Annotated in this window: 22 protein-coding genes; 14 read left to right on the top strand and 8 right to left on the bottom strand. The window is 70.6% G+C overall.

Translation table 11 applies throughout. The annotated features are described in order from the left end of the window. Positions 1 to 29: 29 nt before the first annotated feature. The gene (locus tag G6N64_RS22565; protein WP_163799947.1) at positions 30 to 1,604 is read right to left on the bottom strand and encodes a DUF222 domain-containing protein; all 1,575 of its coding nucleotides are present in this window, start codon (positions 1,602 to 1,604) and stop codon (positions 30 to 32) included. A gap of 260 nt (positions 1,605 to 1,864) precedes the next feature. On the opposite strand from G6N64_RS22565, the gene pafA reads away from it, so the two are divergent. From pafA to G6N64_RS22530, 7 genes are all read left to right on the top strand, one after another. Continuing rightward, a complete protein-coding gene (gene pafA / locus G6N64_RS22560) occupies positions 1,865 to 3,223 on the top strand; it encodes a Pup--protein ligase (protein ID WP_174266864.1) in 1,359 nt (452 codons plus the stop codon). Between the two features lie 62 nt (positions 3,224 to 3,285). Next, positions 3,286 to 4,332 (top strand): helix-turn-helix transcriptional regulator, encoded by a 1,047-nt coding sequence (locus G6N64_RS22555; RefSeq protein WP_163799945.1) that lies wholly within the window; start codon positions 3,286 to 3,288, stop codon positions 4,330 to 4,332. Further along, complete coding sequence (locus tag G6N64_RS22550; RefSeq protein WP_163799943.1) at positions 4,329 to 5,312, top strand: helix-turn-helix transcriptional regulator; 984 nt, start codon at positions 4,329 to 4,331, stop codon at positions 5,310 to 5,312. The genes G6N64_RS22555 and G6N64_RS22550 overlap by 4 nt, the downstream gene beginning before the upstream one ends. Before the next feature lie 30 nt (positions 5,313 to 5,342). Next, positions 5,343 to 5,606: a Sec-independent protein translocase subunit TatA gene (tatA, locus tag G6N64_RS22545; protein WP_163802036.1), complete on the top strand. Its 264-nt coding sequence runs from the start codon at positions 5,343 to 5,345 to the stop codon at positions 5,604 to 5,606. Positions 5,607 to 5,668: 62 nt separating this feature from the next. Further along, complete coding sequence (gene tatC, locus G6N64_RS22540) at positions 5,669 to 6,616, top strand: twin-arginine translocase subunit TatC (RefSeq protein WP_163799942.1); 948 nt, start codon at positions 5,669 to 5,671, stop codon at positions 6,614 to 6,616. Continuing rightward, complete coding sequence (locus G6N64_RS22535; protein WP_163799941.1) at positions 6,600 to 9,389, top strand: DEAD/DEAH box helicase; 2,790 nt, start codon at positions 6,600 to 6,602, stop codon at positions 9,387 to 9,389. The genes tatC and G6N64_RS22535 overlap by 17 nt, the downstream gene beginning before the upstream one ends. 63 nt (positions 9,390 to 9,452) lie before the next feature. Continuing rightward, positions 9,453 to 10,262 carry a DUF4333 domain-containing protein gene (locus G6N64_RS22530; RefSeq protein WP_163799940.1) on the top strand — a complete coding sequence of 270 codons (810 nt, stop codon included), beginning with the start codon at positions 9,453 to 9,455 and terminating at the stop codon, positions 10,260 to 10,262. A gap of 17 nt (positions 10,263 to 10,279) precedes the next feature. On the opposite strand, the gene G6N64_RS22525 is transcribed toward G6N64_RS22530, so the two are convergent. After that, positions 10,280 to 11,185: a LysR family transcriptional regulator gene (locus G6N64_RS22525; RefSeq protein ID WP_163799939.1), complete on the bottom strand. Its 906-nt coding sequence runs from the start codon at positions 11,183 to 11,185 to the stop codon at positions 10,280 to 10,282. Positions 11,186 to 11,277: 92 nt separating this feature from the next. Between G6N64_RS22525 and G6N64_RS22520 the strand changes: the two genes are divergently transcribed. After that, positions 11,278 to 12,120: an SDR family oxidoreductase gene (locus G6N64_RS22520; protein ID WP_163799938.1), complete on the top strand. Its 843-nt coding sequence runs from the start codon at positions 11,278 to 11,280 to the stop codon at positions 12,118 to 12,120. Positions 12,121 to 12,129: 9 nt separating this feature from the next. On the opposite strand, the gene G6N64_RS22515 is transcribed toward G6N64_RS22520, so the two are convergent. Further along, positions 12,130 to 13,086 (bottom strand): 5'-3' exonuclease, encoded by a 957-nt coding sequence (locus tag G6N64_RS22515; protein WP_163799937.1) that lies wholly within the window; start codon positions 13,084 to 13,086, stop codon positions 12,130 to 12,132. 22 nt (positions 13,087 to 13,108) lie between these two features. Between G6N64_RS22515 and G6N64_RS22510 the strand changes: the two genes are divergently transcribed. After that, positions 13,109 to 13,504, top strand: coding sequence for a VOC family protein (locus G6N64_RS22510; protein ID WP_163799934.1), 396 nt, complete (start codon positions 13,109 to 13,111; stop codon positions 13,502 to 13,504). Between the two features lie 10 nt (positions 13,505 to 13,514). Then, the gene (locus tag G6N64_RS22505) at positions 13,515 to 14,660 is read left to right on the top strand and encodes a M24 family metallopeptidase (protein WP_163799932.1); all 1,146 of its coding nucleotides are present in this window, start codon (positions 13,515 to 13,517) and stop codon (positions 14,658 to 14,660) included. A 21-nt stretch (positions 14,661 to 14,681) separates the two neighbouring features. Here the strand turns inward: G6N64_RS22505 and G6N64_RS22500 are convergent, their stop codons facing one another. Then, positions 14,682 to 15,107, bottom strand: coding sequence for a F420-dependent biliverdin reductase (locus tag G6N64_RS22500; RefSeq protein WP_163799930.1), 426 nt, complete (start codon positions 15,105 to 15,107; stop codon positions 14,682 to 14,684). Positions 15,108 to 15,142: 35 nt separating this feature from the next. Here G6N64_RS22500 and dprE2 point away from each other — a divergent pair, with 35 nt between their 5' ends. Genes dprE2 through G6N64_RS22480 form a run of 4 tightly spaced genes read left to right on the top strand, consistent with a single transcriptional unit; the run spans position 15,143 to position 18,595 of the window. Then, on the top strand, positions 15,143 to 15,925 hold the full coding sequence (gene dprE2, locus G6N64_RS22495) for a decaprenylphospho-beta-D-erythro-pentofuranosid-2-ulose 2-reductase (protein WP_163799927.1): 783 nt from the start codon (positions 15,143 to 15,145) through the stop codon (positions 15,923 to 15,925). Continuing rightward, positions 15,922 to 17,100 carry a precorrin-6y C5,15-methyltransferase (decarboxylating) subunit CbiE gene (cbiE, locus tag G6N64_RS22490; protein ID WP_163799925.1) on the top strand — a complete coding sequence of 393 codons (1,179 nt, stop codon included), beginning with the start codon at positions 15,922 to 15,924 and terminating at the stop codon, positions 17,098 to 17,100. The genes dprE2 and cbiE overlap by 4 nt, the downstream gene beginning before the upstream one ends. Further along, positions 17,097 to 17,858, top strand: a complete 762-nt coding sequence (gene cobM / locus G6N64_RS22485; protein ID WP_163799922.1) for a precorrin-4 C(11)-methyltransferase — start codon at positions 17,097 to 17,099, stop codon at positions 17,856 to 17,858. Before cbiE ends, cobM begins: the two co-directional genes overlap by 4 nt. After that, complete coding sequence (locus tag G6N64_RS22480; RefSeq protein ID WP_163799921.1) at positions 17,858 to 18,595, top strand: cobalt-precorrin-6A reductase; 738 nt, start codon at positions 17,858 to 17,860, stop codon at positions 18,593 to 18,595. The genes cobM and G6N64_RS22480 overlap by 1 nt, the downstream gene beginning before the upstream one ends. On the opposite strand, the gene G6N64_RS22475 is transcribed toward G6N64_RS22480, so the two are convergent. The 4 genes from G6N64_RS22475 to G6N64_RS22460 form a co-directional block, all read right to left on the bottom strand. Then, positions 18,582 to 19,640: a phosphotransferase family protein gene (locus G6N64_RS22475; RefSeq protein WP_163799919.1), complete on the bottom strand. Its 1,059-nt coding sequence runs from the start codon at positions 19,638 to 19,640 to the stop codon at positions 18,582 to 18,584. The two genes, G6N64_RS22480 and G6N64_RS22475, sit on opposite strands and share 14 nt — an antisense overlap. 83 nt (positions 19,641 to 19,723) lie before the next feature. Continuing rightward, entirely contained in the window at positions 19,724 to 21,208 is a 1,485-nt protein-coding gene (locus G6N64_RS22470; protein ID WP_163799916.1) for a precorrin-2 C(20)-methyltransferase, read from the bottom strand. Continuing rightward, on the bottom strand, positions 21,205 to 21,831 hold the full coding sequence (locus tag G6N64_RS22465; RefSeq protein WP_163799914.1) for a precorrin-8X methylmutase: 627 nt from the start codon (positions 21,829 to 21,831) through the stop codon (positions 21,205 to 21,207). Before G6N64_RS22465 ends, G6N64_RS22470 begins: the two co-directional genes overlap by 4 nt. Before the next feature lie 45 nt (positions 21,832 to 21,876). After that, positions 21,877 to 23,751: an AMP-binding protein gene (locus G6N64_RS22460; protein ID WP_163802035.1), complete on the bottom strand. Its 1,875-nt coding sequence runs from the start codon at positions 23,749 to 23,751 to the stop codon at positions 21,877 to 21,879. Positions 23,752 to 23,874: the final 123 nt, after the last annotated feature.

The following is a 23,874-nucleotide window of genomic DNA, read 5'->3' as shown; positions in this document are numbered from 1 at the left end:
CCATCGTGCGCCTGCTGCGTCTGCGAGCGCTATGGGACGTCGTCGTCCACCCGCCCCGGGCCGATGAGCCGTTCGGGGTGGTGGAAGTGGTTGATCCGGGACTGGCCGGTGTCCAGTTGGGGCGGCGGGATCCACTCGGTCAGACCGTTATCGCGCTTGCGGGTGCTCCATCGGGTCGTGTCGACCAGGCGATTGTGCGGACCGCAGGCGAGGGTCAGGTCGCCGACGTCGGTGCGGCCGCCGTCCTTCCAGTCGGCAACGGCGTGGTGCACCTGCGAGTGATAGCCGTCGACCGTGCAGCCCGGTCGCGTGCAGCCGCGTTCCCTGGCGATCAGCGCGATGCGTTGCGCCGGCGAGGCGCAGCGTCTGCTGCGGCCGAGGTGCAGTGTCTCGCCTGTGTGCTCGTCGTACACGTGCAGGTAGTGGTACGCCCGAGCCGACAGTCGGATCAGGTCTGCCATCGGCAACCGCGACCCACCCGCGGTGAGCGCGACGCCTGCGCCTCTTTCCAGCTCCTGCAGCGTCGTCGACACGATCACGGTGACCGGCAGGCCGTTCAGCTTGCCGAGCTTTCCGGAGCAGAGCAGCGTCCGGCACAGCGTGAGGACGGCGTCGTGGTTGCGTTGCGGCTGAGAGCGGTAGTCGCGGTAGGTGGGTGCGGGCTCGTCGAAGGGGTCGGGCTGCGGTTCGGGGTCCCTGGCGGGCTCGAGTTCCGGCTCGTCGAACGAGTCGGGCTGGGGATTGTCTGGCGGGGGTTCCGGCCCGAATTCGGAGGCGGGCTCAGGTTGTTCGAATGCGAGCTGACCCTCGGTGTCCCCGGACCCGTCTTCTCCAGGGCTGGCTTCGCCGGAGCCGTCGTCGTAAGAATCATCCAAAGCCGGCACTGTCGGGACGTCGTCGTCGGGGTTGCACATCCCGTAGCCGGCGAACTTCGCCAGCAGCGGCTCGGCCATCGCACGCAACTCGGCGCTGATCCATCCCTGGACGTACGACGTGCCGTCGGCCTGCTGCTTGCCGATCGCAATGCCCCGCTTGCGCTTGCACTCGGCGTCGGAGAAGTCGCCGTCGGGGTGCAGAACCGTCAGCGTGTACTCCGCGAGCCCGGACAGCTCCTCGGGTCCGTACTGCGTGGCCAATTCGGCGAGTTCCCGCTCGACCTGCTGGCCGGTGGCGAAGTCGACGTGGGCGGGCAGCTTCTTGAAGAACCACTGGATGACCTGGACGTGCTCGTCGCCGATCAACCCCAGGGCCTGGGCGGCGGCGGTGTGCTCGAGCAGCGGCGGAAGCGGCTCGCCGGTGAACGACCGTCGGTGCCCGAGGTTCGCCGCCCGGGTGAAGCGGCGCGACGCCTCCGCGGTGCTGATCCGCGACCGGTACGCCAGCGCCTTGACCAGTGTCGTGTCGCCGAAGTCCTGCGGGCTCGCTTCTGCCTTCAGGCGGTTCAGGGCGGCGTGTTGCATGACCGGGACGCGTCGGTGTGCTGTTTCGACGTCGTGCAACGCCTCCAGCAGTTCCGACGGGCTGGACCCGCCGACGTCCGCGGCGACCAGCGCGTCGACACCGGCGAGGAACGCGGCGACGGCGGCGGACAATTCCCGGGACATACCTCGAACACTAGTTCGATGGTCTGACATCGAGGGCCTCATTTGTGACGAATGAAACCGTTGTGGCAGAAGAGTTTTGAGGGATTTGCGAGGGTGCGGAAACTCAGGTATCGAACCGGCGTGTCGCCCGCAGACACGCACGCTCGCCGAAGGTCTGACGCCCGCGGTTACGAAAGGCGGGACGACTGTCACGCGCGGCGGGTGACACGAGGGGGCGGCTCTCCCCACTTCCGCCGGCACCAGCCCGTAAGCTCGGGAACGTGCAGCGGCGAATCATGGGCATCGAGACCGAGTTCGGCGTGACGTGCACGTTCCACGGCCACCGGCGCCTTTCTCCGGACGAGGTGGCGCGCTACCTGTTCCGCCGGGTGGTGTCGTGGGGACGTAGCTCCAACGTCTTCCTCCGCAACGGTGCGCGGCTCTATCTGGACGTCGGATCCCACCCCGAGTACGCCACGGCGGAATGCGACAGCTTGGTGCAGCTGGTCACCCACGACCGCGCCGGCGAGCGCGTGCTGGAGGACCTGCTGATCGACGCCGAGCAGCGCCTGGCCGACGAGGGCATCGGCGGCGACATCTACCTGTTCAAGAACAACACCGACTCCGCGGGCAACTCCTACGGCTGCCACGAGAACTACCTGATCGTTCGCGCCGGCGAATTCTCCCGGATCTCTGACGTCCTGCTGCCCTTCCTGGTCACGCGTCAGCTGATCTGCGGCGCGGGCAAGGTCCTGCAGACGCCCAAGGCGGCGACGTTCTGCCTCAGCCAGCGCGCCGAGCACATCTGGGAGGGCGTCTCCAGCGCCACCACGCGCAGCAGACCGATCATCAACACCCGCGACGAGCCGCACGCCGACGCCGAGAAGTACCGCCGCCTGCACGTCATCGTCGGTGACTCCAACATGTGCGAGTCGACCACGATGCTCAAGGTCGGCACCGCCGCGCTGGTGCTCGAGATGATCGAGGCCGGCGTGCCGTTCCGCGATTTCTCGCTCGACAACCCGATCCGCGCCATCCGCGAGGTCAGCCACGACCTCACCGGGCGTCGGCCGGTCCGGTTGGCGGGTGGGCGGCAGGCCAGCGCGCTCGACATCCAGCGCGAGTACTACAGCCGCGCCGTCGAGCACCTGCAGACCCGCGAGCCCAATGCCCAGATCGAGCAGGTCGTCGATCTGTGGGGCCGTCAGCTCGACGCCGTCGAGAGCCAGGACTTCGCCAAGGTGGACACCGAGATCGACTGGGTGATCAAGCGCAAACTGTTCCAGCGCTACCAGGACCGGTACAGCATGGAGCTGGCCGATCCGAAGATTGCTCAGCTCGACCTCGCCTACCACGACATCAAACGGGGTCGCGGCGTCTTCGACCTGCTGCAGCGCAAGGGTCTGGCCGCCCGCATCACCACCGACGAGGACATCGAGGCAGCGGTCAACGAGCCGCCTCAGACCACGCGCGCGAAGCTCCGCGGCGAGTTCATCAGCGCCGCGCAGGCGGCGGGCCGGGACTTCACCGTCGACTGGGTGCACCTCAAGCTCAACGACCAGGCGCAGCGCACCGTGCTGTGCAAGGACCCGTTCCGGTCGGTCGACGAGCGGGTGAAGCGGCTCATCGCCAGCATGTGATGAGGCCGGGCGCGCGCCATGCGTGCGGCCGGGACACCGCGGCGGGGGATTAAGCTTCACCAGTGGGGATCTCAAAAGTCGAGCGGTTGATGAACCTCGTCATCGCACTCCTGTCCACCCGCAACTTCATCACCGCGGAGCGCATCCGCAAGACCGTCTACGGCTATGGCGACAGCCCCAGCGACGAGGCGTTCTCCCGGATGTTCGAGCGCGACAAGAACGAGTTGCGCGACCTCGGCATCCCGCTGGAGACCGGCAAGGTGTCCTCGATGGACCCCACCGAGGGTTACCGGATCAACCGGAAGGCCTACGCGCTGCCTCAGGTCGAACTGACCGCCGACGAGGCGGCTGCGGTCGCCATCGCCACCCAGCTGTGGGAGTCGCCGGAACTGGTCACCGCCACCCAGGGTGCGCTGCTCAAGCTGCGGGCCGCGGGTGTCGACGTCGACGCGCCCGACAGCGACGTCATGATCAGCACGTCGGCCGCGATGCCCGGGTTGCGTGGCTCCGAGGACGTGCTGCGAATCCTGTTGGACGCCATCGACTCCGGTCAGGCCGTCCAGTTCCAGCATCGATCCTCGCGCACCGCCCCGTACACCACCCGCACCGTCGAACCGTGGGGCGTGGTCACCTACCGGGGCCGCTGGTACCTGGTCGGCCACGACCGCGACCGAGACGACACCCGGACGTTCCGGCTGTCCCGCGTCGGGTCGGAGGTCACGGCGATCGGCCCGCGCGACCAGGTCGTACGACCCGAGGGCGTGGATCTGCGCGAGATCGTGCACCGTGCGGTGGCGGAGTGGCCGCCGGGCGCGCAGGCACGGGTCTGGGTCGCGGAGGGGCGTGGCACCGCGCTGCGACGCTCGGCGACGGGGTCGACCGCCAGGACCGTCGGCGGCCGCGCCGGTGACGAGCTGGCGATCGACATCGGCATGCACGACAGGCTGGCCCGCGAGGTGGCCAGCTACGGCGCCGATGCGCTGGTGCTCGACCCACCGTCGCTGCGGGACGACGTGATCGCCCGGCTGCGCGCCCAAGCGGGAATGGGGGCGCGACCGGTGGAAGCGCCGGCCGAGGTCGCCGCGAACAGCGGGGCGGAGCGCCCGTGACCAGTGTCTCGACGCGCCTGGTGCGGCTGCTCAACATGGTGCCGTACTTCCAGGCCAACCCCCGGATCACCTACGACGAGGCGGCGATCGACCTCGGCGTCACGGTGGACCAGCTGCGGGAGGACCTGACGCAGCTGTTCCTATGCGGGCTGCCCGGCTACGGCCCGGGCGACCTGATCGACTTCGAGATGGACGGGACCACCATCGAGGTCACGTTCTCCGCGGGGATGGACCACCCGCTGCGGCTGACGTCGCCCGAGGCCACCGGCATCCTGGTCGCGCTCCGGGCGCTGCTGGAGGTGCCCGGCATGGTCGACCCGGCCGCGGCGCGCAGCGCGATCGCGAAGATCGAGTCCGCGGCGGGCACGGCCAGCGGTCAGGAGGGGGGCGTCGCCGCGGCGTCGGACGAGCCCGCGCCCGTCGAGAGTTCGGCCGCGGCCGCAGTGCGGTCGGCCGTGCGCGACGACCACGCACTCTCCATCGACTACTACTCGGCGTCGCACGACGTCCTGACGACGCGCGTCGTGGATCCGATCCGCGTGGTGCTGGTCGGTGACCACAGCTATCTCGAGGCGTGGTGCCGGTCGGCCGAGGGCGTACGGCTGTTCCGGTTCGACCGCATCGTCGACGCCCGCGAACTCGAGGAGCGCTCGGCGCCGCCCGAGCCGGCGGTCGCCGCCGGGCCGGACACGTCGCTGTTCGACGGTGATCCGTCGCTCCCGTCGGCGACGCTCCTGATCGAGCCGTCGGCATCGTGGATGTTCGACTACTACCCGCTGCGCGTCGAGCGGGAGTTGGCCGACGGCACCTGCGAGGCGACCATGACGTACGCGTCGGACGCCTGGATGGCGCGGTTCGTGCTCGGCTTCGGCTCCGGTGTGCGGGTGCTAGAGCCGCAATCGCTGGTCGAGAGGGTGCGCGAAGCTGCGGTCGCCGCGCTGAAGGCGTACGAACTCGGTGGGGCCGAAGTCGGCGGGTAGACTCGGCGACGACACTTGGAGGTGACCGAAATGGGTGGTCTGCAACCCTGGCATTGGTTGATCGTGATCGCAGTATTCGTGCTGCTGTTCGGCGCCAAGAAGCTGCCCGACGCAGCACGTTCGCTCGGCAAGTCGATGCGCATCTTCAAGTCGGAGATCAAGGAAATGCAGTCGGACGGCAAGCCCGACGCGACCGATGCTCCCGCGACGCCGATCGCCTCGGAGCGCGTCGTTCCGAGTTCCGAGCCCACGGCGCATCCGGTGGCCGAGCCCTCCGACAAGCGCACGGCCTGAGCCACGCCCCCGGCGACCGCGACGACACGTCGCGTCGCTAGTCGGTGCCTTCCGGACCCCCCGTGCGCACACCCGGTCTCTTCACGAAGCTGGATCCGCGTCGTCGACGCTCGCGGGTCAATCCCGACGGCACCATGTCGCTGGTCGACCACCTCGCGGAACTCCGCAATCGACTGCTGATCGCCGTCGTCGCCGTCGTCTTCACGACGACCCTCGGCTTCTTCTGGTACACCCACGGCATATTCGGCACGCCGAGCCTCGGCGACTGGCTGCGCCAGCCCTACTGCTCGCTGCCCGCGTCGTCGCGCGCGACGATCGCGCCGGACGGCGAGTGCCGGCTGCTCGCCACCGCGCCGTTCGACCAGTTCATGCTGCGCCTCAAGGTCGCGTTGACCGCGGGCGTCGTCCTCGCCTGCCCGGTGTGGTTGCACCAGATCTGGGCGTTCATCACCCCCGGCCTGTACAAGAAGGAGCGCCGCTTCGCGTCGGTGTTCGTCGGCTTCGGGGCGACGCTGTTCATCGCCGGCTCGGTGCTCGCCTACGTCGTGCTGTCGCAGGCCTTGGCCTTCCTGCTCACGGTCGGCAGCGACGTCCAGGTCACGGCACTCTCCGGCGACCAGTACTTCAGCTTCCTGCTCAACCTGCTGCTGGTATTCGGCATCAGCTTCGAGTTCCCGCTGCTGATCATCATGCTCAACCTCGTCGGGATCCTCACCTACGAGCGGTTGAAGGCATGGCGGCGCGGGCTGATCTTCGGCATGTTCGTGTTCGCCGCATTCGCGACGCCGGGTTCGGACCCGTTCTCGATGCTCGCGCTCGCGTGCGCCCTGTCCCTGCTGCTCGAACTCGCGATCCAGGTGGCCCGGTTCAACGACCGCCGCAAGGCCCGCCGAGCGGGTCTCGACACGCCCGACGACGAGGCCGCCCCGATCGGGGAGACCGAGGACGTCGGCGCGCCGAGTCCCGTTCCCGATCCGTCCCGACTGACGGTCGATGACCAAGCCACCTGAGTCGTCGCTGCCCGGCGAACTGGGCCGGTTCGCCGCGGAACTGCCGTTCGGACTCGACCCCTTCCAGCTGCGGGCCTGCCGCGCGCTGGAATCCGGCCACGGCGTGCTGGTCTGCGCGCCGACCGGCGCGGGCAAGACGGTCGTCGGTGAGTTCGCCGTCCACCTCGCGCTCGCCGCAGGCCGGAAGTGCTTCTACACCACGCCGATCAAGGCCCTGAGCAACCAGAAGCACGCCGATCTGGTCCGGCGCTACGGCGCCCACCGCATCGGCCTGCTGACGGGGGACCAGTCGATCAACGGCGACGCCGACGTCGTCATCATGACCACCGAAGTCCTGCGCAACATGCTCTACGCGAACTCGACTGCGCTGCACGGGCTCTCCCACGTCGTGATGGACGAGGTGCACTTCCTCGCCGACAGGATGCGCGGCGCGGTCTGGGAGGAGGTCATCCTCCACCTCCCCGAGGAGGTCCGCCTGGTCAGCCTGTCGGCGACAGTGAGCAACGCCGAGGAGTTCGGCGGCTGGATCCAGACGGTGCGCGGCGACACCACCGTCGTCGTCGACGAGCACCGGCCCGTGCCGCTGTGGCAGCACATGCTCGTCGGCCGACGCCTGTTCGATCTGTTCGAGGGCGGTCAGGCAGGCCCCGGTACGACGCTGGTGGACAAGGAGTTGTTGCGCCACATCTCGCTGCGCCGGGAGTCCGACCGGATGTCGGACTGGCAGCCGCGAGGGCGCGGCCGGTCGGGCGGCAGGGACCGGGGTGGCCGGCCGACCATCTACCGGCCACCGGCCCGTCCGGACGTCATCGGGACGCTCGACCGCGAGGGTCTGCTGCCCGCGATCACGTTCGTGTTCTCCCGGGTGGGCTGTGACGCCGCGGTCAAGCAGTGCCTGCGCTCGCCGCTGCGGCTGACCACCGAGGAGGAACGGGGGCGCATCGCCTCGGTGATCGACCGGCGCTGCGCCGATCTCGCCGAGGAGGACCTCGTCGTGCTCGGCTACCACGAATGGCGCGAGGGCCTCCTCCGCGGCATGGCGGCCCACCACGCCGGGCTGCTGCCCGTGTTCCGGCACACCGTCGAGGAACTGTTCACCGCCGGGCTGGTCAAGGCCGTGTTCGCCACGGAGACACTGGCTCTCGGCATCAACATGCCCGCCCGCACCGTCGTCCTTGAGCGCCTGGTCAAGTACAACGGCGAACAGCACGCCCCTCTGACACCGGGGGAGTACACCCAGCTGACGGGTCGCGCCGGCCGGCGCGGCATCGACGTCGAGGGCCACGCCGTCGTCCTGTGGCAGCCCAACGACACCAGCGTCGAGCCGGCCGACGTCGCGGGGCTGGCCTCGACCCGCACGTTCCCGCTGCGCAGTTCCTTTGCGCCGTCGTACAACATGACCATCAACCTGCTCGGCCAGATGGGTCCAGAGCAGTCCCGCAGACTGCTCGAACGGTCGTTCGCGCAGTTCCAGGCGGACAAGTCGGTGGTGGGTCTGGTCCGCGGCGTCACACGGGGCGAGAAGATGCTCGACGAGATCGCCACCGAGCTGGGCGGCAGGGATGCGCCGGTACTGGAGTACGCGCGGTTGCGTGCGGCGGTCTCGGCACGGGAGCGGGCGCAGTCGCGGTCGTCGCGCCTGCAGCGGCGCAAGGCGACCAACGACGCGCTGGCCGCCCTGAAGCGGGGCGACGTCATCGCGATCGGGCAGGGCAGGCGCAGCGGGGTCGCCGTCGTCCTCGAACCCGCCGGCGACGCGGATGATCCGCGGCCGCTGGTGCTCACCGAGGAGCGCTGGGCGGGGCGGATCTCGTCGGCGGACTACACGGGCCCGTCGTCGAAGCTCGGCACGATGTCACTGCCCAAGCGCGTGGAGCACCGCCAGCCCCGGGTGCGCCGCGACGTCGCGGCCGCGCTGCGTTCGGCCGCAGCGTCTCTCGACGTTCCGTCGCGCCGGTCACGACGCGACGCCGAGGGCGAACCGGACATCGATCCCGAACTGGCCAGGTTGCGCGAGCAGGTGCGCAACCACCCGGCGCACCACGAGCCCAACCGCGAGGAGCGGGTGCGGGTCGCCGAGCGGTACCTGCGCATCGAGCGGGACAACGCCGACATCGAGAAGAAGGTGTCCTCGGCGACGAATTCGCTGGCGCGGACCTTCGACCGCATCCTGCTGCTCCTCACCGAACGCGGCTTCGTGGCCGAGTCCGAGGACGACACTTGCGGCGCAGGCGACCCCGTGGTGACCGACGACGGCCGGCTGCTGGCGCGCATCTACAGCGAGAGCGACCTCCTGGTCGCCGAGTGCCTCCGGCAGGGCACGTGGGAGGGGTTGAAGCCGGCCGAACTCGCGGCGGTGCTGTCGTCGGTGCTGTACGAGTCCCGCGGCGACACGCCCGGCGCGGCACCCGGGGTCGAGTCGATCACCACGCCGCTGCGTCGCGCCCTGTCGCAGACCCGAAAGACCTGCGCCGAGATCCGCTCCGACGAGCAGAGGCATCGCCTGGCGCCCAGTCGGGAGACCGATCCGGGTTTCGTGGTGGCCATCCACCATTGGGCGACGACAGGCGATCTGTCGGCGGCGCTCGCCGCATCCGACGCGAACGGCAGCGGATCGCCGCTGTCCGCAGGAGACTTCGTGCGGTGGTGCCGACAGGTTCTCGACCTGCTCGATCAGGTGCGCAATGCGGCCCCGTCCGCGCCTCTGCGCAGTGCCGCGAAACGCGCCATCACCGACATTCGGCGCGGCGTCGTCGCAGTTGATGCAGGGTAGTGTGTTGCCAGCGCTTCGGTTACCAACACAATCGCCAGAGCGAGCAATCATCAAGGAGAGACGATGAGCGGACCGCAGGGATCCGACCCGAATCAGCCGTGGTCGGGTCAGCAGTCGCCGCAGGGCGACCAGCCCGCCTGGCAGCAGCAGAACGCCACTCCCGATCAGCCCGCAGGTGATGCTCCCGCGTGGCAGCAGCAGCCGCCCGCGTACAACCCGCAGCAGTACTCGCCGTCCGACCAGTTCGGTCAGCAGCCGACGGCGTACGGCCCCACCTCGTATCAGCCGCCGCAGCCCGAGCAGCAGTACGGGCAGCAGCCGCAGTACGGCCAGCAGCCGCAGTACGGCCAGCCCGGCCAGTACGGCCAGCCGCAGTACGGCCAGCAGCCGGGTCAGTACGGTCAGCCGCCGCAGTACGGTCAGCAGCCGGGCCAGTACGGCCAGCCGCAGTACGGGCAGCCGGGCCAGTTCGGCCAGCCGGGTCAGCCCGATCAGCAGTTCGGTCAGTACGGGGCGCCGGGTGACGGCCCGAAGAAGTCGTCGTCGAAGCTCATCCTCGCGGTGGCCGGCGGTGTGCTCGCGCTCGTCGTGATCGTGGTCGTCGTCCTCGGCTTCTTCACCCCGGGCTGGTTCGTCGAGAAGCAGCTCGACGTCGACGCCGCGCAGACCGGCGTCGCGCAGGTGCTGGGCGACGAGGCGAACGGATACGGTGCCAAGAACGTCTCGGACGTCAAGTGCAACGACGGCGCCAATCCTCAGGTGAAGAAGGGTGACACCTTCTCCTGCGAGGTCAGCATCGACGGCACCAAGCGTCAGGTCACCGTCACGTTCCAGGACGACGACGGCACCTACGAGGTCGGCCGACCCAAGTAGGCGGTTCAGCCGGCTGGTCAGCGGGTCGCCACGACGTCGTGGACCATCGACCTGAGGGCGGCAACGCCAGGGTCGGCGTCGACGCGTGCATGCCAGTGCAACCGGATGTCGTATCCGGGCAGTGTCAGCGGGATCTCGAAGATCTCGACACCCCGCGTGCGTGCGTAGTGTTTCGCGAGCCTGCGCGGGATCGCCGTGGCGCAATCGCTGGACTCCACCACCGGGACGGCCGAGCTGTAGTGCGGCGCGGTCACGACGACCCTTCTCGTGCGCCCGATCCGGGCGAGCGCATCGTCCACCTCGCCCCCTCGCTCGGGTGTCACGCGCACGTGAGCGTGCGGGATCGACAGGTAGTCCTCGAGCGAGAAGTCCCGATGCGCCAACGGATGTCCCGCGCGCACGATCCCGACGATGCCGTCGGTGAACGCCGGCTCTGACCGCCATGCCGCCGGTATTGCGGCGGCGATGCCCAGGTAGAGGTCGAGGTCTCCGAGTTCCATCGCATTGGTGGCGGCCATGCGGTCCAAGGTGATGACGCGCAACGACGATTCCGGCGCGGTGGCCTGCATCCGTTGATACAGGCCGGGCAGCAGGGTCGGCCCGTACAGTTCGGCGAACGCCATGGTCCACGTGCGACGGGTCGTGGCGAGATCGAACGCGGCGAGATCACTCGTCAGCTCTTCCAGTGCGCTCAGTGCCGCCGAGAGGCGAGGCGCAATGGCGAGCGCACGTGGTGTCGGTGCGAGTCCTCGGCCCGTCCGCACGACGAGTGGGTCGTCGAGCAGAATCCTCAGGCGGGCAAGGGCATTCGACACCGCGGACTGGGTCACGTTGAGCCGCGCCGCCGCCTTCGTCGCGCTGCCCTCGTCCAGGACGGCCCGCAGCACGACGAACAGGTTGAGGTCGACCGACGCGAGATTCACGACGGTGATTCTAGCCATGAGAACGAATGATTGGTGTAAATGTCGGAGCGCTCGTAGCGTCGAAGACGTCGACCAACCACGAGGAGGTACCCATGAGCGTTCTTGTGACGGGTGCGAGCGGCGGCATCGGCTCCGCGATCATCGAGACGCTGCGACGTTCGGGTGCGCCCGTTCGAGGGTTGTGCCGCAACCCGAGCGGCGTTCCGATGCCCGAGCCCGATCTGTTCGTCGGCGACCTCGCGAAACCGCGTTCGCTGCGGGCGGCACTGCACGACGTGCGGGCCGTCTTCCTGTACTCCTTCCCCGAGCCTGATGGTTTACCCGCCCTCGTAACGGAATTCAGATCGGCGGGAGTCGAGAAGGTGGTCGTCCTGTCGACCATCGACACCACGCGGGACGAGCCGTTCGTCGAGTACAACCGGGAACGTCACCTCGCCGTGGAGAACGCGATGGTGGACGGCGGTTTCACGTGCGTCTGCCTGCGTCCGGGTGCCTTCGCCCGCAACGCGGTGCGCTTCTGGGGCGAACAGATTCGTGCGGAGAGGTTGGTTCGCCTGCCGTTCCCCGAGTCTCGGCAGGCCCCGATCGCCGACGAGGACATCGCTGCCGTCGCCGTGCGGAGTCTCACGTCAGACGCCCTGGACCACCGGCGGATCGTGCTGACCGGGCCGGAATCCCTGACGATGCGCAGGCAGGTGGCACTCATCGGTGCCGCAATCGGTGAGCCGATCGACGTCGACGAGATCTCCGAGCCCGCGGCCCGGACGCTGTACGGGCGCGTCCTGCCCCCGGCCTACCTGGATCTTCTGATGGGGCAGTGGGCCTTCGAAGTGACCGAAGACGCCGTCGTCACCGACGCGGTCGCGACCATCACCGGACGCGACCCGATCGACTACGGGACGTGGGCACTCACCCATCGCGCCATGTTCGCGTGACGCCGGCACCTAGCCGGGCAGATCGTCGAGCGCCTTCTGCAGCCTGCCGATCGACGAGGTGACGCCGTACTCCGCGGCGAGTTCGGCGACCTTGCGGGGGTGCTTCGCGGTCAGCGGCAGCACGTCCGAGTCGCCCGAGACGGTCACGGGCGCGTCGCGTGCCACCAGCACCACCGGCTCGGCGGCGGCGATGTAGTCGGCGGCCGCCAGGAGCTTCTTCCGCTGTGCGGCAGGCATCTTCGAGGTCTTGTCGTTGGCCGCGGCGACGATCGCCTCGAGCGATCCGTGCTGGGCGAGCAGCGTCGCGGCGGTCTTCTCCCCGATGCCAGGCACCCCGGGCAGGCCGTCGGACGGGTCACCACGCAACAGCGCGAGTTCGGCATAGGCGGTACCCGCCCGGTCGAGCGGCACGCCGTAGGTCTCGGCGACCTCCTTCGGCCCGAAGGTGATCGCCTTCGACAGCCCCCGGCCGATGTAGAACACCCGCACCGGCACGTGCTCGTCGCCGACGAGCTGCAGCAGGTCGCGGTCACCGCTGACCACGACGACGGGGTCGGTCCGCTCGCGGGTCGCCAGCGTTCCCAGCACGTCGTCGGCCTCGTAACCCGGTGCGCCCGCGGTGGCGATGCCGAACGCGTCGAGCATCGCCATGATCATGTCGACCTGCGGGGTCAGCTCGTCGGGCACCTCCTCGACGTCGGGCTCGCCGCCGGTGTGCTCCTTCTCGACACGATGCGCCTTGTACGACGGGATCAGGTCGACCCGCCACTGCGGCCGCCAGTCCAGGTCGAGGCACACCACCAGGCGTGACGGCCGCTCCCGGGTGATGAGGGTGGCAACGGTGTCGAGGAATCCGCGCAGGGCGTTGACCGGCCTGCCGTCGGGCGCCGTGATCGAGGACGGCACCCCGAAATAGGACCGGAACCACATGCTCGCGCCGTCGAGAAGCAGGATGGGTGCGCTCACCCGAGTGACAGTAGCGTGGGGTATGACCTTCGCCGTCGAAAGCATCGACCACGTCGTCCTCAACTGCCACGACGTCGAGACGACCGCCGACTGGTACGTGCGGGTGCTCGGAATGCGGCGCGAATCCTACGGCGACGGCCGGGTGTCGCTGACGTTCGGCGGCCAGAAGATCAACGTCCGTCCCACCGGTGCCGAGGGCTGGGTCACCGCCGCGGCGGACGCCCCGGGCTCGCTGGACCTGTGCTTCATCGTCGACGCCGAGGCCGCCGAGGTCGGTGACCAGCTGCGCGCCCGCGGTGTCGAGATCACCGAGGGCCCGATCTCGCGGACCGGCGCCAGGGGCCCGATGACGTCGCATTACTGCCGGGATCCCGACGGCAACCTGGTCGAGGTCGCCACGTACCGGGGCGCCGATTAGCCTCGAAGACATGGACTCCGACGTCGAGAACAGTGGACGATTCAGCACCGACGTGTACGCCGATCGACTGCGCGCCGCCCAGGAGGCCACCGCGGCCGCCGGCCTTGCCGGGCTGATCATCACGCCCGGGTACGACCTGCGCTACCTGCTGGGGTCTCGCGCCCAGACGTTCGAACGACTGACCGCGCTCGTGCTGCCCGCGGCCGGGGCGCCGACGATCGTCGTCCCCCGGATGGAGCTGGCGGCGCTGCGCGAGTCCGCGGTTCCCGATCTCGGCCTGGCCGTGCGGGATTGGGTGGACGGCGACGACCCCTACGCCCTGGTCGCCGACACCCTCGGCGGCCTCGGTGTCGCGACCGCCGTCACCGACTCCATGCCCGCACTGCACCTGCTGCCGCTCGCCGACGTGCTCGGCGTGGTGCCGGTGCTCGCCACCGACGTGCTGCGCCGGCTGCGGATGGTGAAGGACGCCGCCGAGATCGACGCGCTGCGCAAGGCCGGTGCGGCGATCGACCGCGTCCACGCCCGGGTGCCCGAGTTCCTGGTCCCGGGCCGCACCGAGGCCGACGTCGCCGCCGACATCGCGGAAGCGATTGTCGCCGAAGGCCATTCGGAGGTGGCGTTCATCATCGTCGGATCCGGGCCCAACGGCGCCGATCCGCACCACGAGTGCTCCGATCGCGAACTGCTCGAGGGCGACGTCGTCGTGGTCGACATCGGCGGGCCGTACGAGCCCGGCTACAACTCGGACTCGACGCGCACGTACAGCATCGGGGAACCGGCCGAGGACGTCGCACGCCGTTATGCCGTGCTGGAGCGAGCGCAGCGGGCTGCGGTCGCGGCGGTGCGGCCGGGCGTGACCGCCGAGCAGGTCGACGCCGCCGCGCGCCATGTGCTCGCCGCCGAGGGCCTCGCCGACGTCTTCGTCCATCGCACCGGGCACGGCATCGGTCTGTCGGTGCACGAGGAGCCCTACATCGTCGCCGGCAACGACCTGCCGCTCGAGGTGGGCATGGTGTTCAGTGTCGAGCCGGGGATCTACTTCTCCGGCGAGTGGGGCGCGCGCATCGAGGACATCGTCGTGGTCACCGAGGACGGCGCGCTGTCGATGAACGACCGGCCGCACGAGTTGGTCGTGGTGCCGGTGCGGCGTTAGTCGCCCCGTCGGCGGAGCCGATCAGTCACCGGAGCGGTCGAGCAGTTCCGACGAGCCGAGCACGCGCTCGACGCGGACCTCGATGACGACGCGTCGCGGGTTGACCCGCGGGGTCCGGTAGCGCTGTGCGTAGCGCAGTTCGGCGTCGCGGACGGGTTCGGTGTCGCCGCTGACCGTCGACTTGCCCTCCAGCGAGAGCCACCGCGCGCCGTCCACCTGGCTGAGCACCGCGACGCCGCGCTCGGCCGCGTTCACCGCCTTCTGCGACCCGCCGGTCGTGATCACCCGGGCGATGTGCGTCTTCGGGTCGAACGTGAAGCCGACCGCCACGACGTGTGGTGAGCCGTCGGACCGCAGCGTGGTCAGCATGGCGAGATGGCGCTCCGTGAGGAACGCGATCGCGTCGTTCGTGAGCCGGGTCGTTGCCTTGCGACCGGAAGTAGCCATCGGGGTCCAACCTAGCGCAGGACATAATCGCAGCCATGGAGGACACGACGGCCCGGGACGGCCTGCGCGAGGAACCGCCGGCGGGCGGCGTGGTGGTCGTGTTCGGCGGCCGCAGCGAGATCGGGGTCGAGCTGGCGACCCGGCTCGCCGCCGGGGCCACGGTGGTGCTCGCCGCGCGTCGTGCCGATCAGTTGGACGACGAGGTCGCCGCGGTGACGGCGGCGGGCGCCCGGGCGGTGCACACGGTCGAGTTCGACGCCGACGACCTGGCGTCGCACCCGAAGGTCGTGGCGTCCATCGTCGCCGATCACGGCCGGATCGGCACCGCGGTCGTGGCGTTCGGGATCCTGGGTGATCAGGCCCGCGCGGAGGGCGACGCCGCCCACGCGGCGGCCATCGTCCACACCGACTTCACCGCACAGGTCAGCCTGCTGACGGTGCTCGCCGCCACGATGCGCGGCTGGGGTCGCGGCGACCTCGTGGTGTTCTCGTCGGTCGCCGGCGCGCGGGTGCGCCGGGCCAACTACGTCTACGGGTCGGCCAAGGCGGGTCTCGACGGGTTCGCCCGCGGTCTCACCGACGCGCTGCACGGGTCGGGGGTGCGGCTGCTGCTCGTCCGGCCGGGCTTCGTGATCGGCCGGATGACCGAGGGCATGTCGCCTGCCCCGCTGTCGAGCACCCCGGCCCAGGTGGCAGAGGCGGCGGCGAAGGCACTCGCCGGTCGGCGGACCGAGATCTGGGTGCCGAGGGCGCTGGGCGCGCTGGTGGTGGTGCTCCGGTTGATGCCGCGTGCGGTGTGGCGGAGACTTCCCCGATGATCGTCGTGGTGGGCATCGGCGCCGACGGGATGGCGGGCGTCGCACCGGCGTCGAGAGCCGAATTGCACCGCGCCACGGTCGTCTACGGCTCGAGCCGGCAGCTGGAGCTGCTCGACTCGTCCGTGACCGCGGTGCGCCGGGAGTGGCCGTCGCCGATGTTGCCCGCGCTGCGCACGCTGCTCGACGACGTGGACGGCGACGTGCACGTGGTGGCCAGCGGGGATCCGCTGCTGCACGGCGTGGGCGGGGCGCTGATCCGAGTGCACGGCGCCGAGCGGGTCGCGGTGCTGCCGCACGTGTCGTCGGTGACGCTGGCGTGCGCGCGGGTGGGGTGGCCGGTGCAGGACACCGAGATCATCAGCCTCGTCACCGCCGAGCCGCACACCGCGGTGCGTCGCGGTGGCCGCGCCGTCGTCCTGTCCCGGGACGGCTCCAGCCCGGCTGCGCTGGCGCGACTGCTGACCGACACCGGCCGGGGCGAGTCGGAGATGACCGTGCTCGAACAGCTCGGCGGTCCAACCGAACTGCGTCGTGCCGCCACGGCGCGCGAGTGGGCGTCGCGCCCGCCGACGGGCGTCGACGCGCTCAACGTGATCGCCGTGCGCTACCTACCCGAGGAGCGTGTGCTGGCGACGCTGCCCGACGACGCGCTGGAGCACGACGGCCAACTCACCAAGCAGTCGATGCGGGCGGTGACGATGGCGGCGCTCGCGCCACGGCCCGGCGAGATGCTGTGGGACGTCGGATCCGGCTCGGGGAGCATCGCCATCGAGTGGTGCCGTGCCGGGATGGATTGCCGCGCAATCGCGTTCGAGCGCTCGGAGGTGCGGCGCGCGCGGATCGTCGCCAACGTCGCGGCTTTCGGCGCCGCGGTGACGGTACGGACCGGCGCACCGGGGGCGTTCGACGCCGAATCGGCGCCCGACGTCGTCTTCGTGGGCGGCGGGGTCAGTCAAGCAGGACTGCTCGACGCGTGCTGGGACCGTCTCCCTCCGGGTGGCAGGATCGTCGCCAACGTGGTGACGGTCGAATCGGAGGCCGTTCTGGCGCAGTGGTATTCACGCCATGGGGGTGAGCTGCGCCGCTTCCAGCACTCGCGCGGCGAACCCGTCGGCGGCTTCACCGGCTGGCGGCCCGCCATGCCCGTCACCCAGTGGATCGCGAGCAAGCCGTGACCGTGTATTTCATCGGCGCCGGACCGGGCGCCGCCGACCTGATCACCGTGCGCGGACACCGGCTGATCGAGCGCTGTCCGGTGTGCCTCTACGCCGGCTCGATCATGCCCGCGGACCTGCTGGCGCTGTGCCCGCCGGACGCGAGGGTGGTCGACACCGGACCGCTGAACCTGGACCAGATCGTCGACGAGCTGGCCACCGCGGACGCGGCGGGCCACGACGTCGCCCGCCTGCACTCGGGGGACCCGTCGCTGTACAGCGCGATCGCCGAGCAGTGCCGACGCCTCGACGCGCGCGGCATCGACTGGGAGGTGGTGCCCGGCGTACCCGCCTTCGCCGCCGCGGCCGCCACGCTGGGCCGGGAGCTGACAGTGCCCGGCGTCGCGCAGACGGTCGTCCTGAGCCGCGTCGCCACGCTGTCGACCGCCATGCCGCCGGGGGAGGACCTGCGCACGCTGGCCACCACGGGCGGGACACTGGTGCTGCACCTCGCCGCGGCGCAGATCGACGCCATCGTGCTCGAGCTGGTCGCCGGGCGGTTCACGCCCGAGACGCCCTGTGCCGTGGTGGCATTCGCCAGCTGGCCGGAGGAGACGGTGATCCGGTGCACCCTGGCCGACGTCGCCGAGCGGATGCACGCCGCGAACGTCACCCGCACTGCGGTGATCGTGGTCGGCGACGTGTTGGCCGCGGACGGCGTCGGCGGCACCGACAGCTACCTGTACTCCGCGGACCGTCGCCGGGGGAGTCGGCACTAGTGCGCCTGCTGTTGCTCGGCGGTACCGGTGAGGCGCGCGCCCTCGCCGCCCGCCTGCACGACGAGGTCGAGGTGATCAGCTCGCTCGCCGGCCGCGTGCCCGATCCCGCGCTACCGGTCGGACGGGTGCGGATCGGTGGCTACGGCGGCGCGGCCGGACTTCGGGACTGGTTGACCGACAACGCCGTCGACGCCGTCGTCGACGCCACCCACCCGTTCGCCGCGACCATCACCGCGCACGCGACGGCGGCGTGCCGCGCTTCGCAGGTGCCCCACCTGGTGCTGGCCCGGCCCGCGTGGGCACCCGGCCGTGCGGTGGTGGTGGGGTCCGACGTCGAGGCCGCCCGCGTCGTCGCCGAACGGGGCCACCGGCGGGTGTTCCTGACCACGGGCCGATCCGGCACCGCGGCGTTCGCCGGCGTCGACGCGTGGTTCCTGATCCGCGCGGTCACCGCGCCGGACCCCGACACGCTGCCCGCTGACTGCGAGCTGCTGCTCTCCCGCGGCCCCTACCACGTGGACGGCGAACGGGACCTGTTGCAGCGGTACGGGATCGACGTGCTGGTCACCAAGAACAGCGGTGGTGCGATGACCCACGCGAAGCTCGACGCGGCTGCCGACCTCGGGGTGGCGGTCGTGATGGTGGAACGACCCCCGCTGCCCGACGGCGTCGAGGTGGTGGCGACCGTCGACGAGGCCGTGTCCTGGGTCCGGGCGCGCGAGGTCAGCGCCTCGTGATCAGGTCCATGCTGTCGAGGTCGCGGATCGCCTGGCAGCCGCGTTCGAGCATGACGCGCATCATCTCGTCGCCGCGCTCGGTGTTGCCGGCGAACGCGCAGCCGAGCGTGGTGATCAGCGGCGCCTGCAGCATGCCCAGTCGGTAGTCCCGCCAGCACGCGTCGCGGTCGTAGTCCGTCACGCCATACCCGAGCAGTTCGTCGTGGTAGGCGGCCACCAGGTGCTCGTCGAGTTCGGCGCGCAAATCCGGCAGCAGGCTGGTCGCGGTGAAGTAGGCCAGGTCGCGCGCCGGCAGACCGGCGCCGAGGGTCTGCCAGTCGACCACCGTGATCGCGGTCCGGTCGGGGGTGAACAGCAGGTTGTCGAGCCGGTAGTCACCGTGCATCAGCGAGAACCGACCCGGCTCGGCGAGCAGCCACGGCGTCACCTTGGCCATGGACTGCGTTGCGGTCGAACGGTTCTCGTCGGCCATCCGGTCGCCGAGCCGGTCGAGGGTGATCTGGGTGGCCATGACCGCGAGGTCGCCCATGCCCTTGGCGATGTCGGCGGTTGCCAGCGGCATCACCAGACCGGGGAAGTCGGCCCAGGCAGGGTCACACCACGTCGGTCCGTGCAGGCCGGCGATGGCGCGGACGGCGAGTTCGGCCTCGGTCGCGTCGCAGCCGCCGATCTGGTCGCCCTGCACCGCGGGGGCCATGTCGGCGAGCAGCAGCACGATGTCGCCGCCGTCGTCGGAGATGTCGCAGTAGTACATCCGTGGCATCGGCACGCGGACGGACTCCGCGATCCGCGTGTAGAAGGCGTGCTCAGCGCGGTATCCGAGCGCGACGCGTTCGCGCACGGTCTCGTCCTGCGAGGGCAGCTTCACCGCGAAGGTCGGGGGCAGGTCGACGTCCCGCGCGTAGGTGACCGTCAGGCGGTACGTCGCACCGGTCTGCCCGGTGCCGATCGGTTCGGCCTCGACGGCGGTCACGTTGGTGCCGAGCGCCGCGGTCAGGAACTCCGGCGTCACGTCGGCGGGACTGCGCGGAATCGATACGGCCATACCCGGGTCCGACGTCACGAGGCCGGACACTATCGGCGGTGCTGACAGCTGTCAACGGTGGTCGACGGCCTGCGGCGGGTCGTTCAGTCGGGGTAGCGGCGCAGGGTGAACACGCGGTCACCCGAACCGTTCGAGTGCCACCGGGTCTGCGACGAGCCGACGATGAGCAGGCAGCGCATGTCGACGTCGGCCGGGTCGAGGTCGCCCAGCCGCACGACGCGCACGTGCTCGCGCGGCCCGGATACGTCCCTGCCGATCACGACCGGGGTGCCGGGATCGCGGTGCTCGAGCAGGATGTCGCGCATCGCACCGACCTGCCAGGTGCGGGTCTTGCTCGCCGGGTTGTAGATCGCGAGGACCAGGTCGCTGGTGGCGGCCGCGGTGAGCCGGGCGGCGATCACGTCCCACGGCTTCAGGCGGTCCGACAGCGAGATCACCGCGTAGTCGTGTCCCAGCGGTGCGCCGACCCGGCTCGCCACGGCCTGCGCCGCCGTCATCGCCGGGATGACCCGCACGTCGACGTCCGGCCACGCCTCGGCCTCCTCGAGCACCGCGGTCGCCATCGCGAACACGCCGGGATCACCGGAGGAGACGACGGCCACCGCCCGACCCTCCCGGGCGAGCGAACAGGCCAGCCGGGCACGCTCGGGCTCGTCGGTGTTGTCGCTGGGGTGCAGTGTCTGACCGTCGCGGACGCCGACGCGGTCGAGGTAGGGGGCGTAGCCGATGAGGTCGGTCGCCGCCGCCAGCTCACGGCGCGACTGCGGCGTCATCCACTCGGCGTCGCCGGGGCCCAGGCCCACGACGGCGACGCTGCCGGCCGGTTCCGGTGGCGAATCCGGCGACGGCGCCATTCCGGGCACCATCGCGATCGCGAAGTACGGCACCGACTCGGGATCGGCGTCGGCGGCGGGCAGCACGCGCTGCCGTTCGGTGCTGGCCCGTTCGACGTAGAACGCCCGATCGAGCCGGCCTGCCTCCGAGAGTGCCCGAAGCACAGCGGGATACGTGCGGCCGAGCTTCATGATGACGGCGGCGTCGGTGTCGAGCAGCCGGCGGCGGAGTTCGGCGGGCGGCAGGGTGCCCGGCAGGATCGTCAGGACCTCGTCGCCCTGCACCAGCGGTGTGCCCGTCGCGGCCGAGGCCGCGCTGACCGACGTGACGCCGGGCACGATGATCGCCTCGAAGCGTTCCGTCAGCCGGGTGTGCATGTGCATGTAGGAGCTGTAGAACAGCGGATCGCCCTCGGCGAGCAGTGCTACGTCGCGGCCTGCCTCGAGGTGCACGGCGATCCGCTCGGCCGCCTCGGTGTAGAAGTCGGCCATCGCGCCCGCGTAGCCGCCCGGGTGGTCGCTGGTCTCCGTCGTCACCGGGTAGACCAGGTGCTCCTCGATCTGACCGGGCCGCAGGTACGGCTCGGCGATGCCGCGAGCGATGCTGCGGCCATGTCGCGCACTGTGATACGCCACGACGTCGGCCTCGCCGATCACCCGGGCGGCCTTCACGGTGACGAGTTCCGGGTCGCCGGGGCCGAGCCCGACGCCCCACAGCCTGCCGCGTGCGGTCATTCGCGCTCGCTGGCGATCGCGTTCACGGCGGCCGCGGCCATCGCGCTGCCGCCCCGCCTGCCGGTCACCACCAGGTAGGCCATCCCGCGGGGTCGGGCGATCAACTCGTCCTTGGACTGCGCCGACCCCACGAATCCGACGGGACCGCCGAGCACGGCGGCCGGGACGGGCGCGCCCTCGTCGATCAGTTCGAGCAGCCGGAACAGCGCGGTCGGCGCATTGCCGATCGCGAGCACCGCGCCACCCATCCGCTCCGCCCACAGGTCGACGCCCGCCGCGGAGCGCGTGCTGCCCAGCTCGACGGCCAGGTCCGCCGCGCGCGGGTCGGTGACCAGCGGGACCACCTCGTTGTCGGCGGGCAGTCGCGCGCGGGTGATGCCCGACGCGACCATCGAGGCGTCGCAGAGGATGGGCGCCCCGGCGGCCAGCGCCGCGTGCGCGCGGGTCACGACGTCGTCGGTGAAGGCCACGTGGTCGGCGACGTCGACCTGCCCGCAGGTGTGGATCAGCCGGACGACGACACGGGACACGTCGTCGGGGAAGCGGGCCAGGTCGGCCTCGGCGCGGATCGTCGCGAACGACTGGCGGTAGATCTCCGCGGCATCGCGGACGTAGTCGAGCACCCGCTCACCCTACGGGGAGGCCGAGCGGCAGAGGTCGCGCGCCGGTCACCCGCTCGGCACCGTCGCGGCGGCCAGCGCGTCGAGCACTCCGGGATCCTCGATGGTGGGTGGCACCGCGTACTCCTCACCGGCCGCGATCTGGCGCATCGTGCGGCGCAGGATCTTGCCCGACCGCGTCTTCGGCAGGGCGGGCACCGCGAACACGTCCTTGAGTGCGGCGACGGGTCCGATCTGGTCGCGGACCAGTGCGACGACGTCGGCGCGCAGCGTCTGTGCGTCGACGGTGGCGCCCGACTTGAGCACGACGTAGGCGGCGGGACGTTCACCCTTGAGTGCGTCGGGGACGCCGATCACCGCGCACTCGGCCACCGCGGGATGCGTGGCGACGACGGCCTCCATCGATCCGGTGGTCAGGCGGTGACCGGCGACGTTGATGACGTCGTCGCTGCGTCCGAGCACGAACAGGTAGCCGTCGTCGTCGAAGTAGCCGGTGTCGCCCGTGGCGTAGTGACCCGGGAACGCGCGGAGGTAGGAGTCGACGAAGCGTTCCGGCGAGTTCCACAGTCCGAGTAGCGATCCGGGCGGCAGTGGCAGCGCGATGACGATGTTGCCCTCCTGCCCGGCCGCGACGTCGCCGCCGTGGGCGTCGACGACCTTCACGTGGTAGCCGGGCACCGGCAGAGACGCCGAACCGGGCTTCACTGGCATCGGCTCGAGCCCACGCAGGTTGGCGCAGATGGACCATCCCGTCTCGGTCTGCCACCAGTGGTCGACTACCGGCCGGCCCAACCTATTGGCGGCCCAGTGGTAGGTCTCCGGATCGAGTCGCTCGCCCGCGGCGAACACCGTGTGCAGCGAGGGCATCTCGTAGTCCGCGAGCAGGGCGCCGTCGGGGTCCTCCTTGCGGATGGCGCGCAGGGCCGTCGGCGCACAGAACAGCACGTTGACGTCGTGCTCGGTGATCACCCGCCAGAACGCGCCCGCGTCCGGGGTGCCCACGGGCTTGCCCTCGTAGAGCACCGTCGTGGCACCGGCGATGAGCGGCGCGTAGACGATGTACGAGTGGCCGACGACCCAGCCCACGTCCGACGCCGCCCACATGACGTCGCCGGGGTGTACGTCGTAGATCGACGCCATCGACCACGCCATCGCGACGGCGTGTCCGCCGTGGTCGCGCACCACGCCCTTCGGCTTGCCGGTGGTCCCCGAGGTGTAGAGCACGTACAGCGGATGGTTGGCGGGGACGGGTACGGCGTCGACCGGTGCGGCGTCGGCCACCACGGTGTCCCAGTCGAGCCAACCGGCGGGCGTCACGGCGTCGGCGGAGACCTCGGGCCGGTGCTTGACGATGACGGTCGACGGCGGAGAGGCGCTCAGCGCCAACGCCTTCGACACGGTCGGCAGGTAGTCGACGGTCCGGCCGGGTTCCAGGCCGCCGGTAGCGGTGAGCAGTGCCGTCGGCTGGGCGTCGTCGATCCGGGCAGCCAGCTCCGCCGCCGCGAAGCCGCCGAACACGACCGAGTGCACGGCGCCGATCCGCGCGCAGGCCAGCATCGCGACGAGCGCTTCGGGGATCATGGGCAGGTAGATGATCACGCGGTCGCCGAACTCCACGCCGAGCGATCTCAGCGCGCCGGCGAGCGTGGCCACTTCGTCGCGAAGTTCGGTGTAGGTGAACCGGCGCCGGGTCCCCGTCATCGCGGAATCGAAGATGAGTGCGGGGCGGTCGCCGTGCCCGGCGTCGACGTGCCGGTCGAGGGCCTCGTGACTGGTGTTCAGCATCCCGTCCGGGAACCAGCGCCACGCGTGCGGGTCGGTGTGGTCGAGTGCCGACCGGGGCGGGGTGTGCCAGTCGATGGCCGCCGCAGCGCGCAGCCAGAACGCCTCGGGGTCGGCGATGCTCTCGCGGTACGCGCCCATGGCGGCAACGGAATCCGGAACGCTCAACGGCCGTCCTTCCTCGTGTCGGTCTCGTGCAAGCTAGGCGCGCCAGCGTTGCATCACGGTTGCACCGGGACCGCCGTCCATCGTCTACGCTCGCCA

This window comes from Mycolicibacterium sediminis, from assembly GCF_010731735.1.
Taxonomy (GTDB): Bacteria; Actinomycetota; Actinomycetes; order Mycobacteriales; family Mycobacteriaceae; genus Mycobacterium; species Mycobacterium sediminis.
This window is presented reverse-complemented; position numbering and strand designations above follow the sequence as displayed.